The organism is Ruegeria sp. C11 (assembly GCF_056537725.1).
Genome location: NZ_JBQFSB010000002.1, coordinates 518,796 through 534,441 on the forward strand (window position 1 = coordinate 518,796; position 15,646 = coordinate 534,441).

Sequence of the window (15,646 nt, forward strand, 5' to 3'; positions counted from 1 at the left end):
TCAATTCTCCTAAATTCCTGTGACACCAAGCTTGCGCAGTACCGATTGCGTATCTGTCACCTGGGCAACGTTCTGCGTTGCGTATTCCATAGACGCGCGGTGCCACTCTGCATTCATCGTTGAACAGGCATCTTCCGGGCTGATGACGATGTACCCCTTGTCGGCCCCCGTTCGGGCGGTGTGCTCTACCGACATATTGGTCCATGCGCCGGTATTGATGAGGGTCGTGACACCACGCGCCCGCAATATCGTTTCCAACCGACTAGTATCCCAAGGCGACATGCGTGATTTCTCGACAATGAAATCTCCGGCTTCTGGCTCAAGACCCTGAACCGGTGCTGCGCCCCACGAACCTCGCAACAGTGCGTTCTCGTCAAGCACCCCCTGAAACAACGGCGCGTTCATTGTCAGCCCGGGACAACCGGGATCGACGACAAACCAGACATGAATGACCGGAATACCCCTTGAGCGGCACGCACTTGCAAGCGAAGCGATGTTGGCGATTGTATTCTGTTCCGCGCAATGTGCAGGCGCCCCGCTTTCGGCAAAGGCCCCACCTTCAACCACGACATCGTTCTGCATGTCCTGAATGATCAATGCTGCTTTGCTCGGATCGAATTCCAGAGTTGCAGTTTTGGTAATTGCGGGCGTCACCTGCGAACTCGCATTGCGCATGAATGGTTCGACATGAGGGCCGACCTTCACCGGAATTTCATAAACTGAAGACGTGGCACAGACGTAAAGGGTCCGCCAATCGCTACCGCCCCAATGGAAGTTGGCCGTGTTCTCCGGCACCTTTACTTTGCCCAACAGAAAGCCAGAAGGCGCATAGATCCAGATGCCACCCGGCGCCGTGACCCAAATGTTGCCCTTGGCATCACACTTCATGCCGTCAGGCACACCTTCAAGTTCCGCATCGGATATCCCCGAAGCCAGTACACGTTCGTTGGTCAGGGAACCATCTGCAGCCACATCGTAGACACGGATGTTCGTCTGCACCGTATCGTTGACGTAGAGCTTGCTTTCATCAGGGCTGAAGCACAGCCCGTTAGGCTGATCGTACGAATAGCGATTGACCATCAGTTGCAGGGCTCCGCCACCAGGGGGAATGCGGTACACACCCTGAAATCCCAACTCCACCTCGCGCTCGTCTCCGAAACCCGGCATGCGACCGTAGGTAGGATCGGTGAACCAGATCGCGCCATCTGACTGCACGACGATGTCGTTAGGGCTGTTCAACTCTTTGCCCTCGAAATGCGAAGCCAGCACTTCGCGCTGGCCGTTTGGCGAAAATCGCGCAACAGATGATGTTGCGTGTTCACAGACCAACAGGTTCAGGTCGGCATCATATGTCATGCCGTTGCCCTTGTTCGAGGGCCGCATGATTTCGCTCACACCGGTCGCAGGGTCATAGCCACGGCGCACATCCCCGGGCATGTCGGAAAAGAAAAGGAACTGCTCATTCGGGTGCCAAATCGGCCCCTCCGTGAACTCGTACCCGGTCCCGATGGCTTTCGCGGGTGCGTTAACGTCGATCAACTCGGTAAACGAGCTGTCCAGCGCTTCATGTGTCATCAGGTATGCCTCCGGTGAAATGAATTGGATTTGTCCTGAGCAGCCCAGCCCAGCAGCTGCTCGCAGATGGCTTCGGTCGATGCGCCACCACTAAGTCCATCGAGGTCATCGCGAATGCGTATCAGGGCTTCGGTTTGAGGAACGAAATCTGAATTTTCTCCCAAGGGAGTCAGCCAAAGATGCTGCCAGCAAAGGCGGGACAATCTGCGAACCGCCAATTCCAGTGCCGTGGAATCGTCGCGTTCCAACCCGTCAGACAGCGTTACGACAAAGGCCCCACGTGCCATGCCAGCATATCGCGGCACTGCAAGAAACGCGTTCATTGTATCGCCAAGTCGAGTACCGCCATCCCAATCTGGAGTGAGGGCACTGGCCCGTGCAAGCGCCTGTTCTCGATTGCGCAGCGCCAATGCCCGAGTGGCACGAGTCATTTGCGTGCCCAGCGTAAAGACCTCGACTCTGGCATTCAGCGACTTCAGCGAGTGTGCTAAGCGAAAGTAGGCATCGGTCTGGTTCTTCATTGAACCGGAAACGTCGATCAACAAGAGCACGGGGCGAATGGTCCGGATACGCGATCGCCCCGGCAACGTCAGAAGCTCTCCATCGTGGCGCACCGCCCTGCGCATGGCGCGACGCATGTCCAGAACCTCTATCTTGCGCGACTTTCGCCGGCGTCGGCTCATCCGTTGAGGAAGCATCCTGGGCGCGCGGGCCCGAAACCAGTTCAGAACCTGTTCTTCGCCACCCAACAATTGCCGCCGACTGGCCATTTCCAAACGGGTCGCCTGCTGGCCAGCCTCGTTGACCTCTTCCGGTGATAGAGGATCTTCTTCCCCCCCGCGATCTTCGTTAATGTCCGTTTCATCCGCATCATCTGCCTGAGCGAGCTCGGGCAATACCCGCCCAAGGAAATGCGCGTCGAACAAATCCTGAAACAAATATTTGCGTTCTGGTGGTGGGCCAAACACCGCATAGGCGGCGTTTTGAATATCTCTCATCGACCTCGGCCCAAGAACCTCTACAGACTGTAATAGAGCGATCCCTTGGTCCGGCGTAGCCGGAAACCCGTTGGCCCGAAGCAGCTGAGCAAACCCAAGTAGATGTGCGGAGGCAGCAGGGAGTGTCATCCGATCATCTCCGCCATGCGAGGTTCAAGAAAACTGAGATCATCCTGGTCCTTGAGCGCAACGCCGATCGAGTGGCGAAACGCCTCGGGCCAACCGTGCCCCAAGGTGTTCAGAACAGTCGCAGCCTCGGCCCATTCGATCGTCTCGGCAATTCCGGGGGGCTTGGCCAGCGGCTCTTGCCGCAGGCGGTTCACGGCAGCCACGATGGCCCGAGCGGTGTCTCGTGCCACGCTGCCGGCGCGCGCCATCACGATATCGGCCTCTAGTTCGGGTTCCGGGAAATCAATCCAATGATAGACACACCGACGACGCAACGCCTCGTGAAGGTCTCGGGTTCGGTTTGATGTCAGAACAATGATTGGACGGTGCAGTGCTGAAACCGTTCCAGTTTCGGGGATCGAAATCTGAAAGTCCGAAAGATACTCTAACAAAAAGGCTTCGAACTCATGGTCTGAACGGTCGATCTCGTCCACCAGAAGCAAGCTGTGCCGCCCATTTCTAAGTGCCTTGAGCATGGGCCGTTCAATTAGGAAACGATCCGCGTAGATGTCAGGTTCTTCGCCTTCTCCGGCTTGACGGATCGCCAACATCTGACGCGCATAGTTCCATTCGTACATGGCACTGGCGGCATCGATCCCTTCAAAACACTGAAGGCGGATCATCTCGCGCATCAGCGCCGAAGCGAGTGCCTTGGCAGCTTCGGTTTTGCCCACGCCAGGAGCACCCTCTAGCAATAAGGGCTTGCCGAGCGCCAGCGCGAGGTAGGCCGAAGTCGCCAGACCATCACCCGCCAGATATTGCGCTGCAGACAGCGCCGCCTTTAAAGCTTCCGGGCTATCAATCCCGTCTATCGTGCGCTGAACAGTCACGAATTACGCCCCCTGCCGCCGCTTTTCATGAATGGCCCGCAGGATTTTCTCAGGCGTAATGGGCAACTCGTCCATCTCGACCCCCACCGCGTCGAAGATCGCATTGGCGACCGCAGGCAGAACCGGGTTCGCGCACATCTCGCCGGTGCCTTTCCCACCGTATGGGCCATCAGGTGCTGGGCGTTCGAGAATGGAAATGTCGTGTTGCGCCAGATCTCCGGGACCAGGCATCGGATAGCTGGAAAAGCTATAGGGCCGATGTTCGCGCGATGGATAATAGGGTTCGGTGGTTTCATAGAGGGCATGGCTCAACCCCATCCATGCCCCGCCAATCAACTGCTGCTCCACCAACTTTGGGTTCAACGCCCTGCCGACTTCATAGGCCGAATTGATCCGGACGTTGGACACTTCCCCTGTTTCGTCATCGACCTCCAGATCGACGATCATGGCAGTGTGGGCAAAGCAAGAAACCGTGCTCATCTCGCCGGTATCCGGGTCAACATCGGACATGGGGATCAGGAAAATCCCGCGTCCCGAAACTGATTGGCCATACTTGAACTGTGCGGCATTACAGGCATCCTGTGTCGAGATCGAATTCCCCGGCGTGCCTTTCACGTGGATGTTGCCCTGTCCATCCGTCACGAGGTCGGCGGCATTGACCTCCAATTCTTCTGCAGCGGCCTCCAGCATGATGGCGCGAGCCTCTTTGGCCGCAGCGATGACCGCGTTGCCCACCCGATGTGTACCGCGTGACGCGAAACTCCCCATGCAATGGGGGCCGGTGTCACTATCGGCGGTATCGACGTACACATCTTCAACCGGCACACCCAAAGTCTCGGCCGCCACTTGGCGAGACACCGATTTCATCCCCTGCCCCAGATCGATGGAGGACAAAGCAACGGTGAACTTGCCTTCTGGATTTGAATGGACCAGCGCCTGGCTTGGATCGCCGCCAAGGTTCATGCCGATAGGATAGTTCATGGCGCAGGTGCCGCGCCCCTTGTGAATAGCCATCTCAACGTCTCCGGTTGCCGATTTTGGAATAGCGGGAGTACCGAGGACTTGGCGCTCTGTCCGGTTTTTCCGTCGGGGTTGGCGATGTTTCAACCGCAGGTGCAGCTGGTGGCGGAGGCGCAGGTTGCGGCGCCGAGTGGCCAAGGGTGCTGGCCCCATAACCGCGCATTGCGGGGCTCGCTGCAACTTGTTTCCGGGCTGGCGCAGTCGTGGGCACGGGCGGTGCTACCGTTGCACTTGGCTTGCCGGAGACCGGTACATCAACGCCGACCTGAGGGATCAGGCCCGGTGCATGGTCTGCCGCCGCAATCCGCCGGGTTCCAGCCGGCAGCTTTGAGCCATCCTGCAATCGTGTTTCGGGGATCAGCGCGCGCTCGCCTCCACCGCCCTGCATCGAACTCATTTGCCTGTGTTCTGGCGACAAGGTGTAGTTGGCCCGCTCGGCGGCGGCGTGAATGCTCTCGATCAACGCGCAATTCCCGGCCAACCGGCGATGCGCCTTCATGTCCCCGTCGCGATAGGCGTTGATCAGGCGGAACTCGAGCGGGTCCATGCCGACAGCCCTGGCACATTTGTCCATATGCCGTTCAATCGCGAAATCCGCGCCGGTCACACCGAACCCCCGCATCGCGGTCGCCGGAGTGCGGTTGGTGTAAACACAGTAGAGATCGGAATGCACATTCGGGATCGTGTAAGGCCCTGGCAAATGCCCGGTACATTTCACGACGCCATAAGAGGTCAAGCGAGTGTAGGCCCCGGAATCAAAGTATCCGGTGAACTGTCGTCCGATGATCCGGCCGTCAGCTGCAAGCCCGTCCTTGATGTACCAAACCTCGGCGCTGCGTGGTGCGCTGACCTGCATTTCCTCGGCACGGTCCAGAACGTATCGCACAGGTCGCCCTGTCAACATGGCCCCGAGAATGGCCAAGGGTTCGCACAAACCATCGACTTTGCCACCGAAACCGCCCCCCACGGTTCCACCGATAAAGTGCAGCCTGCTGGACGAAACATCCAGCAGCTTGGCCGCTGTTCCGAGCGTGAAAAACAAGCCTTGCGTCGAGGTGTAGCAGGCCCACCGATCGTTGGTTTCTGGCAGGGCGATGGCGCCGTTTGGTTCGATAGGTGCCTGCTCGATAGGCGCCATCTGATATCGGCCTTCAACGATGTGATCCGCACGCGCAAACGCGGTTTCCACATCGCCGAAGCGCAGCTTTTGCTTGTCTGCCCCGCCGTAGAACTCGAACTTGTTGTCCGGATAGGTGACGTTGACTGATGGTGCGCCTGGCTTGACCGCCTCTTCGACATCCAGCACATGCGGCAGCTCTTCGTAGTCCACTCGCACCGCGTTTACAGCGTCATGAGCCTGCGCCTCGGTCTCGGCAATGATGGCGATAACGGGTTCTCCCATGTATGCGACCTTGTCCACGGCCAGAACCGGCTCGTCATCCTTGCCGAAATCCAACAGGCTAAGCAGGGTGTTGAGGTTCACAGGAACATCTGAACCCCGCATGATCCGGACGACACCGGGCATGGTTTCTGCGCGACTGATATCGATGTTGCGAATGCGGGCATGGTGGTGGGGGCTGCGAACACATCTGATGTGCAGCATTCCGTCAAAACGATGATCATCAAAGAACGGCGACCGTCCGGTGACATGACCCAGGATATCCTGCCGGCGTGTTGGCTTGCCGACTTCGTTGAGATCATCGTCGCGCTCATCCGCAAAAAGGTCCTTTCGAAACTCTACACTCATGCGCGTGCCCCCCGCTCTTGCGCAGCAACTAACTGGATTGCATCGATAATCGGTTCGTATCCGGTGCAACGGCACAGGTTGTCCGAGATCGCTTCGATGATGTCGTCCCGATCCGGGTTCGGGTTGCAGCGCAAGAGCGCCCTCGCCGCTACGATCATGCCCGGCGTGCAGTAACCGCACTGCGCGGCAAAGCCGTCCATGAAGGCAGTTTGCAAGGGGTCCAGCTGTTCTCCGGATAGCCCGGCCAGGGTTTCGACTTCGCGCCCCTGAACATTCTGAGCCAAGGTCACACAGGACAGGACGGTCTCGCCGTCCACGCTGACCATGCAGGCCCCACAACCGCCCTGACCACAGCCGAATTTCGGTGTCAGGTCGCCTATCTTGCCTCGCAAGACGCCGAGCAGGTTATCAGCCTCATCGGCAAACACAGCTACATCCGAGCCATTCAACCGGAATTGAAGTGGAAGTTGAGCCATGCCTTATCCCCCTGCCATCTGAGTGAGTGCGCGGCGCAAATGAACTTGCACCATCTGTTCCCGATACCAGCCACTTGCGATCGCATCGGTACGTGCCTCGATCCCTCGAAGTGAGTCCGAGACAACGCGTTCGATTGTGGAATCGTCGAGCCGCGAGTTGCTTAGTGCGCGCGCCGCGCCCGTCGAAAGACAAGGCCGGTCCGCCACGCCACCAAGCGCGACGCGTGCGTCGCGGACACGTCCGGCCGAGTGGTCCAGATGAACTGCCAGCGTCACGATGGCTGGCCCGCGCGGGTTCATGCGGGACATCTTGTGAAACATCACCTGCCCTTGTGGACGACGAATGTGTATTGAGCGGACAAGCGGCGTCGTGCCAGGTCTGTCAAACAATGCCTCAATTGCCATGGGGCGGGATCCGGATTGACCACCCAAAGTTACTTCCGCGCCGAGTGACAAAAGAAGAACGCCCAGATCGCCGTATGGGGCGCGTGCAAACAGATTGCCGCCCACAGTTGCCATGTTTCGAATGGCTGGACCGCCCACACACCGGGCTGCCGCGTGTAAGAACTCCAATTCAGGTCTCGCGAGAATTTCGGCCATGGTGACGCCAGCCCCGATGGAGATGCGGGCACCACTTGACGAGATTTCCGTCAGAGTCGGATCACCCACCCGCACGAGCTTGCGAACCTTGGGATCCCCTGCATTGACCCTCTGCATGAGGATCGTACCGCCACCGAGCATCCACGCGGTCTTGTCCGACGACAGGAGGCGTGCGGCGCTTTCGGTCGTTGAAAGGCTACTCACTTGAACTGTCATGTTACTCCACCTCGTCCCGAATGGCCTGAAAGCCGGCCAGTTGAATGTCGTTTCCAACAAGTTCTGCCAACTGGGCACCCTGCCCCTTTGGAGCCGTGAACCGCGCCTTCCACTCCCAGAAGCACCTGTCACCATCCGTCACCGGCACCAGTCGAACATGGGCGACATAGTTCAGCAGCGGGATGGGGGTGTCTTGAAGGCAATAGGAAAAGGCTGTTTCGACATCGCTCAGGCTGAGAAGCCTTTCCCGCAAGAAAGACCCGTCCCCCAGATGAAAGGCACGCACACATCCAACCTTGTCTGGCGGTGCTCCCCGCTCGATCTCGCTGTCAGCGACAGCGGGATGCCAACGGTCATGGCCGTTGAAGTCGCGCAAGAGGTCCCACACCCGATCGATGGGCGCGCGCAGCACAGTACTGTTGGCAACCCGGATCATGACCCCTGTCCGAAATGCCGTTTGAGAGCATCAAAGCCGACCTGAAAAACGTCATTGCCAATCCCTTCGACAAGATCCTTTTCGTCTTCTTCCGCACAGTCGAACTCGGCCGACCACTCGGCGAAGGTGCGATTGCCGTCGGTAATGGGCGTAAGACGCAAAGTTGCAACATAGCCGGTCAATGGCATGGGAGATTCAAGTATCGTATAGGTCGTCGTCATGTCGTAGTCGGACAAACCCACCAGTTGCTCCGTGATCCTGTCTCCGTTTTGCAGGCGAAAGTCACGTATACACCCGACCTGGTCCGGATGAAGACCGTCCTGGATACGGCTATCCCGGACGACGGGATGCCACCGAGGCAGTCCGTTGAAATCGCGTATCTTTTCCCACACATCACCCGCAGAAGCGGGGATAATGCTGCTGACAAAAACACTGGCCATGGTTGCGGTTCCTTACGATTTCTTGTCCGACGAGTCCGAAGACTTAGGTGCCTCGGGAGCCGAAGATTTCGACAGCGTGTTGAGGTCGCGCGCCTCGCGGATCAGCCCGCCCATCTTGGCCAAGCTGCCGCCTTCGATGCCGATCTCGGACAACAAGCTGTCGATCATCGGAGCCTGAACCCGATAGCGAAGCGCAGAGTCGATCACTTCGTCGGTGGTGTTTTTGGCTCCACCGCCTGTGCCGCCTTCTCCCATGCCGCCAAGGTGCATGATCTTGATGTCATTGATCTTCTCCATCGGTTTGACCGAAGCAGAGACGATACCCTCGACATGCTCCAGCATCTTGCGGCGGAAGATCGACTGGCGTGCCTCGTCCGTCAGGATGTTCTCGGCTTCATTGATCAGGCGTTGAGCCTCGGCATTCACGGCAGCCGTGATCTTATCGCTTTCCGCTATGATCTTGCGGGCCTTGGCGTCCTTCTCAGCCAAGGTCAGCTCGACCTTACTCCGGCGATCTGCCTCTTCAGTTGCACGGGTGGTTCGGACGGCCTCTTCGGCTTCTGCCACTTTGGCACGGGCCTCTTCCGATGCAATCTGGGCGGCAGCCTCTTCCAGCGATTTTTGATAAACCGCGATAGCCTTGTCCAGTTCGGCCGTTTCCACACTCTGGTCACGTTCGATTTCTTGCGAAAGCCGGTCACGCTCTTGCAGGATACGCGCCTCGTCAAGCACTCGCTCGCTGGCGATGCGGGCACGCTCGACTTCTTCACGGGCGGAAATCTCTGCCTCTCGCAACAAGCGCTGACGGTCGACTTCAAGCTGTTCCAATGTCTTGCGACGTTCGAGCTTGGCCGCTTCAACTGCCTGGTCACGATTGACATCAAGAACTTCGCGCGAGCGATCGGCCTCAATTCGCTCCTTCTCCTGCGCCAAGTCTGTATCGACTTGCAGCTTCTCAAGCTCTCGACGCGTATTCAGTTCCGCGACCTGCACCTTTTCGTCGCTTTCAATCCGGGCCTCACGCGTCACGCGCTCGGCCTCGATCCGCTGCTCCTCCAAGGCCTTCTGCTGAGCAATCCGAGCTGCTTCAACAGCTTCTGCTGCTGCAATCTCAGCTTCTTCGTCGGCGCGGTTCTTGGCAATCTCGGCGGCACGAGTTTTGCGTTCTGAGCTGATCCTTTCGTCGGCGATCTGAGCGTCTCTTGCGATCTCCGCTCCCGCAACTTTGCTTTCCTGTTGTATCCGCTCCAGATCCACGGCCTCGCGGGTCGCGATTTCCGCTTCCTCCACTTCCTTGCGCTGTTTCAGTTCCAGTTTACGAACTTCCAGCTCCGAGAGAATGCGGGTCTCGGAAATCGACTTTTCCTGCGCAATGCGGTTGCGCTCGATGGCCTCATTCGACGCAATTTCAGCGGCCTGACTTTCAGCAATCTTTTCGGCCTTTTCGCGCGCAATTTGGGCCTGTTGGTCTGCGCGATGGGTTTCGATATCGCGTTCCTGTTTCAGGCGCGCCAATTCCGCCTCAAGCTCAATCTCCAGCGCACGCTTTTCGCTTTCAAGGTTGCGATTGCGGATCAGGATTGCCGTTTCTTGCTCGATATCGTTTCGTGTCTTGCGACGTGTCTCGATCTCATCAATCAGCTTGGTCAAACCCTCGGCATCGAACCGGTTGGACGGGTTGAAGTATTCAAGCCCTGTCTGGTCAATGTCGGTGATTGCAACGGATTCCAACTCGAGACCATTCTCCGCCAGCGCGAGATGCGCACTTTCCTTGACGCGGGACACATAGGTAGAGCGTTGTTCATGGATCTCTTCCAGATCCATGGATGCTGCAACTTCGCGCAGCGCCGATACGAACTTGCCCAACAGCAGGCCGTGCAACTGTTCCTGGTTCATCGTCCGCTGACCCAAAGTCGTTGCGGCAATCGAGACAGCAGCGTCGGTCTTTTGCACTCTTACGTAAAAGTCCGCCATCACATCGACCCGCATGCGGTCCTTTGTAATCAAAGCGTTCTCACCACCGCGCTGCACTTCCAATTGCAACGTGTTCATGTTCACTGGCGTAACGTTGTGAATGATCGGCCAGACGAAGGCGCCGGCGTCGATAACGACTTTCTCACCCAAAAAGCCCGTCCGTACGAAAGCGGTCTCTTTCGTGGTCCTTCGATACAGCCAATTCAAAACCCAATAGATTATGGCGACAGCGATTACGGCCACGATGAGCCAGGATACAAGCTGTCCAATCAATTGCCCTGTCATGTCCTTTACTCCCTCAGTCTTGCGCTACCGCCATGGCGATATTCTTGAATTCCTGTGTGGTCTTGGTCAGAGCGACTTCGGATGGAAGCCTTTCCATCGAACTCGCTCCGTAAAACCCGTGGCAATGTTCCGTGTGTTGAAGCACGTATTCCGCATCAGTCGGCATCGAGATCGGTCCGCCATGGCAGAGCACGATGGCGTCTGGGTTCACCTCAAGGGCGGCGGCAGCCCAATCGTCAATCAGCCTCGGAGCGTCCTCTATTCTGGACGCTGTTCCTGCCCCGATTGCCCCGCCGGTTGTCAGCCCGAGATGGCAAACGATGATGTCCGCACCGGCCTCGGCCATTGCCCGAGCATCGTCGGCGGAGAACACGTATGGCGTGGTCAGCAATCCACGCTCAGCGGCCATTCGGATCACGTCGACTTCCTTGGAATATGACATGCCGGTTTCTTCGAGATTGACGCGAAACTGTCCGTCAATAAGGCCAACTGTCGGAAAGTTCTGAACGCCTGACAGGCCAAGCCTCTCAATTTCATCAAGCAAAAGCGCCATGTCGCGGAACGGATCGGTGCCGCAAACTCCTGCCAAGACGGGCGTATGCGTCACCGCGCGCAGCACCTCTTTTGCCATCTCCAGCATGATTGCATTGGCATCCCCATAAGGCATCATCCCAGCAAGAGACCCCTGCCCCGCCATGCGAAATCGGCCAGAGTTGTAGATCACGATCAGGTCGATCCCACCGCGCTCTTCGCATTTCGCCGACAAACCGGTCCCTGCACCGCCACCGATGATTGGTGTTTTGCTGTCCCGCATGAAACGGAACTTTTCCATGAGTTTCGAACTCTCAAACCGTGGCATGGGCAAGTCTCCTTTCTTGGCGGTCCGGCTGTGCAATCGTCGCGAGTTGCCGGGTTACCTCTTTGGCGAAGGCCGGCGAATTGATGTGATGTGGCACCCGCACCAATTGCCGTTCCGAAGTTTCGTGAACCACCTCTTCCAGTGCCTGGAACAAGGCATCGTTTGCTGCGGGGTCGTGGAAGGGCTGCCCAGGGGCATCGAGAGCGGACAGGCCTCCTTCTGGCAGAAAGAAGCGAACCGGGCCCTGCATTTGGTTCAGCTTGTTGCCGATCCATAGCCCCATTTCCCGACATTCTTCTGCCGTGCTGCGCATCAAAGTGACCTGCGGATTGTGCTGGTAGAACACCCGGCCGCTGAAGCGTTCCGGAATGCTTTCCGGCGCACCGAAATTCACAGTATCAAGCGCGCCACAGGCCCCTAGGTAGGGAATGCGCCGATGTGTCAGTACATCCAGCCGACTTTCGTCAGCCGCCAACACGCCTCCGGCAATCATGTCCGCAATCTCGGTCGTCGTGATATCCAGAACCGTTCCGATAATGCCCTGCTCGGCCAGCGCTTCCATGCTGCGTCCACCCGAGCCGGTGGCGTGGAATACGAGGCACTCGTACTGCGCCTCAAGCGTTTCGGTCAGGTGGGTGACGCAGGGCGTCGTTATCCCGAACATTGTCAACCCAAGCACCGGTTTGTCACTGAACCCGGCGTTCTCAGCCTCTCGCTCGCGGTCGCGAACCATTCCGCCCAGCGCATTGGCACCGTTAGCGAGCACCTGCCGCGTAATCCTGTTCAAACCCTGGATATCCGCTACCGCGTTGATCATGGTGATATCTGAGCCGGCCACATAAGGGGCAACATCCCCAGCTGCGACGGTCGAGATCATGACTTTTGGCACGCCCACCGGCAGCTCTCTCATGGCAGGGGTTGCCAGCGCGGTACCTCCACTGCCTCCCGCCGAGATTATGCCTGCGATGTCATTGCGCCTTGAGACCCAGTTGCGGAAGGCTTCGGACATCGCCGCAACACTTTGACCGCGATCCGTCCCCATGCCTCTGCCGCGTCGTCCTGAGGCCGCAATTTCATGGGCAGGAAAGTCAGCCGCAGAAAAGCCCTCACGCGTGGACAAATCCACCGTGCGCACGTTCAAACCCTGCTTACGTAGGATGTCGCGGATAAAAGTGAGTTCGCGGGCCTTGGTGTCCATTGTGCCGGCCACCAGAACAAGTCCGCCTCGCGACGGAAGAGCATGCGGTCGGATCAGGGAAGCGTCCGGTGTCTGCGGCATCGGCTCTGCAGTCACAGGCCGTGATTTGCGCATGATCTCCGACACGCTTGCCGGGCGCGACCAACGCGTTGGCACACTTGGGTTCGACATATAGACGAACCGGCTCGAACGAGGTGCCGCGGCCCCCTCTTCCACATCAGAAGAAAGCTCTTCTTCGTCGTTGTCGTGGGCGTGACGCCCTACCCCCAGCAAGCTCTGCTGAAGGTCAATATCCGTTGAAAGCCGGGTGGCATCGATCAACCGGTTGATCCGGCCGTTGAGCATGATCGCCACCGTATCCGATACCGAGGTCGCAACCCCGATGTTCTGCTCGATGACCAGGATATCCATCTCGCCCTGCGCGGCGAGAGAGATCAGCATTTCGGTCACCTGATCGACGATAACCGGAGCCAGTCCTTCGGTCGGCTCATCCATGATCAACAGGCTGGGGTTAGAAAGCAAAGCGCGGGCAATCGCCAGCATCTGCTGCTCTCCGCCCGATAGCTGTCCGCCGCCATTTTGTTTGCGTTCGGCCAGACGAGGAAACACGTCATAAATGCGTTCAGGTGTCCACGAACCCTTGCCACTTCCCAGCATCTTGAGGTGTTCATCCACTGTCAGCGAAGGCCACAGCCGACGCCCCTGGGGGACATAGGCGATCCCCATGCGCGCGATGGAGCCGGGATCGCGGCCCAGCAACGGCGTGCCTCCAAAATTGATGGAGCCTGACCGGGCGGGAATGAGCCCCATAATTGTCTTGCACAACGTGGTTTTACCCATCCCGTTGCGCCCGACCACGGACAAAACCCCACCGGGCAACGTCAGATCAACGCCCTGCAACGCATGGGACGCACCATAAAAGACGTTGAGACCGCGAACGTCCAGCGCAGGGGCAGAGTTCCGATCAGTCATGGCCCCCTCCCAAGTAAAGCGCTTGCACCTCGGGATCGTTTTCGATTTCGTCTGGCGCGCCGTCTTTAAAGATCTTCCCGTTGTGCATCATCGTCACACGGTCAGCGACGCGCAGAGCAACATCCATGTCATGCTCGATAATCACGTAGCCCATATGTGCCGGGAGCCGCCCAAGAATGGACACCAGATCTTTGCGTTCCGACGGGGACAGACCGGCCGCTGGTTCGTCCAAAAGCACCAGTCGCGGCGCTCCTGCCAGGGCAAGCGCAATCTCAAGCTGGCGTTGCTGGCCATAAGACAAGTCAGAAACGGTCGCCTCGCGAACGTCATCCAGATGGACAATGTCGATCAAGTTCTCTGCGGCGTGCATAAGTGCGTCATCGCCATTGGCCCGACGCATCGAGAACCGGCCGCGCGAGACCCCACGACAGGCGAGATAAACGTTATCACGCACGGACAAACCATCGAACAAAAGGGAAATCTGGTAAGTCCGGCGCAACCCCCGGCGAATGCGCTCATGGGCTGGAAAAGCCGTCACGTCTTCACCAAAGAACATCACGCTACCACTCGTTGGGGGGAAATCGCCCGTGATACAGTTGAAGAGTGTGGTTTTCCCGGCTCCATTCGAACCCAGCACCGCGCGGCGTTCTCCTGGCCGAATGGACATGGTGATGTCCGTCAAAGCACTAAGGGCTCCGAACTTCTTCGTCACACCGCGCAACTCCAACGCGTAATCGGTTCCGATGTCTTGTTTAAGGCTTTGCTCAGACATCGACCTTGCCTTCCGTCGCGCCCAATTCTTTCCGTTGAAGACGGAGCTTTGGAGCAAACTTGTTCCACAGCCCGCAAACACCATCGGGGGACCAATAGACGATGATGAGGAAACCCAGCCCAACCAGCAGTTTGAAGCGTTCGCCGCTCAGGTTTACGGCGACCAGAAAGTCCAAAGCATAGGTGCGCAACACAACGTAGATCAAAGCGCCGATAAATGGGCCGATGGGCGTGTTGATGCCCCCGATCACGGCAATGACCAGAATGTCGATAACAGGGCCGATCGCAGCGGTGCCGGGGGAAATCTGCCCGTTCGACCAAGTCAGAAGGATGCCTCCAACGGCAGCCAGAACACCGGAGAAAGCATAAGCCGCAATCCTGTGTGCATTGACCGAATATCCAAGGGCAGCCATCCGGCGAGGGTTATCCCGAACCCCTTGCAGAGCCAGTCCAAAAGGCGTGCGCGACACATAGACAACGACAAAATATCCGGCAGCAGCCCAGAAAAGCGAGAGGTAGTAGAACGCAGTTGGTGAACGCCAGTCGATCCCAAAGAGATGCGGTGGAAGTACGCCGTTGAAGCCGGTGAACCCATTGAAAATGGTGTAGTTCTGGCGTGTGAAGTAGAAGAAAGCTGACGCGATCGCCAGTGTGATCATGATGGTATAGATACCCTCGGTTCGCACCGCCAGCGCCCCTGTCAGAACGCAAAACAAGGTGGCAATCAGGATTGCAGCGATGACCGACAGGTACCAGGGCCAGCCCATGCTGATTTCGGCCACACCGCTGGTTCCAAAGATCGCCACACAATAACCCGCCACCGCCGCAACAGTCATCTGCACCAAGCTGACCATGCCGCCGTATCCGGCAAGGAACATCAGGCTCAGTGAGATCAGACCCAGCACAAATGACCAGCCGAACACCTGATACTGGATAAAGTCTCCGGTGAATGTAGGGACCAGCAACAAAAGTATGGCGACAGCCCAGACCCGCGCAGGCACGGCACTAAGCTTGCGACCCAGCTCACTTTTGCGGGCGTTCGTGGTCTCATTTGCAGCGATCGTTTCAGATTGGGCCATGG

The 15,646-nt window shown here is 58.0% G+C and carries 14 protein-coding genes; all 14 read right to left on the reverse strand.

The window, feature by feature from the left end; genetic code table 11:
- Nucleotides 1-9: 9 nt before the first annotated feature.
- The 14 genes from ACR0NA_RS05720 to ACR0NA_RS05785 all read right to left on the reverse strand — a co-directional run bounded on the left by ACR0NA_RS05720 (nucleotide 10) and on the right by ACR0NA_RS05785 (nucleotide 15,644).
- Nucleotides 10-1,575 carry an isochorismatase family protein gene (locus ACR0NA_RS05720; RefSeq protein ID WP_480726869.1) on the reverse strand — a complete coding sequence of 522 codons (1,566 nt, stop codon included), beginning with the start codon at nucleotides 1,573-1,575 and terminating at the stop codon, nucleotides 10-12.
- Nucleotides 1,575-2,573 (reverse strand): VWA domain-containing protein, encoded by a 999-nt coding sequence (locus ACR0NA_RS05725; protein ID WP_480726872.1) that lies wholly within the window; start codon nucleotides 2,571-2,573, stop codon nucleotides 1,575-1,577. Before ACR0NA_RS05725 ends, ACR0NA_RS05720 begins: the two co-directional genes overlap by 1 nt.
- A 125-nt stretch (nucleotides 2,574-2,698) precedes the next feature.
- Complete coding sequence (locus ACR0NA_RS05730) at nucleotides 2,699-3,571, reverse strand: AAA family ATPase (protein WP_480726876.1); 873 nt, start codon at nucleotides 3,569-3,571, stop codon at nucleotides 2,699-2,701.
- A 3-nt stretch (nucleotides 3,572-3,574) separates the two neighbouring features.
- Entirely contained in the window at nucleotides 3,575-4,585 is a 1,011-nt protein-coding gene (locus tag ACR0NA_RS05735) for a xanthine dehydrogenase family protein molybdopterin-binding subunit (protein ID WP_480726879.1), read from the reverse strand.
- Nucleotide 4,586: 1 nt separating this feature from the next.
- Complete coding sequence (locus tag ACR0NA_RS05740) at nucleotides 4,587-6,338, reverse strand: xanthine dehydrogenase family protein molybdopterin-binding subunit (protein ID WP_480726881.1); 1,752 nt, start codon at nucleotides 6,336-6,338, stop codon at nucleotides 4,587-4,589.
- Nucleotides 6,335-6,814: a (2Fe-2S)-binding protein gene (locus tag ACR0NA_RS05745; RefSeq protein ID WP_480726885.1), complete on the reverse strand. Its 480-nt coding sequence runs from the start codon at nucleotides 6,812-6,814 to the stop codon at nucleotides 6,335-6,337. Before ACR0NA_RS05745 ends, ACR0NA_RS05740 begins: the two co-directional genes overlap by 4 nt.
- 3 nt (nucleotides 6,815-6,817) lie before the next feature.
- On the reverse strand, nucleotides 6,818-7,630 hold the full coding sequence (locus ACR0NA_RS05750) for an FAD binding domain-containing protein (protein WP_480726887.1): 813 nt from the start codon (nucleotides 7,628-7,630) through the stop codon (nucleotides 6,818-6,820).
- 1 nt (nucleotide 7,631) lies between these two features.
- Complete coding sequence (locus tag ACR0NA_RS05755; RefSeq protein ID WP_480726888.1) at nucleotides 7,632-8,066, reverse strand: SRPBCC family protein; 435 nt, start codon at nucleotides 8,064-8,066, stop codon at nucleotides 7,632-7,634.
- On the reverse strand, nucleotides 8,063-8,506 hold the full coding sequence (locus ACR0NA_RS05760; RefSeq protein WP_480726892.1) for an SRPBCC family protein: 444 nt from the start codon (nucleotides 8,504-8,506) through the stop codon (nucleotides 8,063-8,065). Before ACR0NA_RS05760 ends, ACR0NA_RS05755 begins: the two co-directional genes overlap by 4 nt.
- 12 nt (nucleotides 8,507-8,518) lie before the next feature.
- On the reverse strand, nucleotides 8,519-10,765 hold the full coding sequence (locus tag ACR0NA_RS05765) for a flotillin family protein (protein WP_480726895.1): 2,247 nt from the start codon (nucleotides 10,763-10,765) through the stop codon (nucleotides 8,519-8,521).
- A gap of 13 nt (nucleotides 10,766-10,778) precedes the next feature.
- The gene (locus tag ACR0NA_RS05770) at nucleotides 10,779-11,624 is read right to left on the reverse strand and encodes a phosphoenolpyruvate hydrolase family protein (protein WP_480726897.1); all 846 of its coding nucleotides are present in this window, start codon (nucleotides 11,622-11,624) and stop codon (nucleotides 10,779-10,781) included.
- On the reverse strand, nucleotides 11,611-13,794 hold the full coding sequence (locus ACR0NA_RS05775; protein WP_480726899.1) for a Tm-1-like ATP-binding domain-containing protein: 2,184 nt from the start codon (nucleotides 13,792-13,794) through the stop codon (nucleotides 11,611-11,613). Before ACR0NA_RS05775 ends, ACR0NA_RS05770 begins: the two co-directional genes overlap by 14 nt.
- On the reverse strand, nucleotides 13,787-14,566 hold the full coding sequence (locus ACR0NA_RS05780; RefSeq protein WP_480726901.1) for an ABC transporter ATP-binding protein: 780 nt from the start codon (nucleotides 14,564-14,566) through the stop codon (nucleotides 13,787-13,789). The genes ACR0NA_RS05775 and ACR0NA_RS05780 overlap by 8 nt, the downstream gene beginning before the upstream one ends.
- On the reverse strand, nucleotides 14,559-15,644 hold the full coding sequence (locus ACR0NA_RS05785) for a branched-chain amino acid ABC transporter permease (RefSeq protein ID WP_480726904.1): 1,086 nt from the start codon (nucleotides 15,642-15,644) through the stop codon (nucleotides 14,559-14,561). The genes ACR0NA_RS05780 and ACR0NA_RS05785 overlap by 8 nt, the downstream gene beginning before the upstream one ends.
- Nucleotides 15,645-15,646 lie beyond the last annotated feature (2 nt).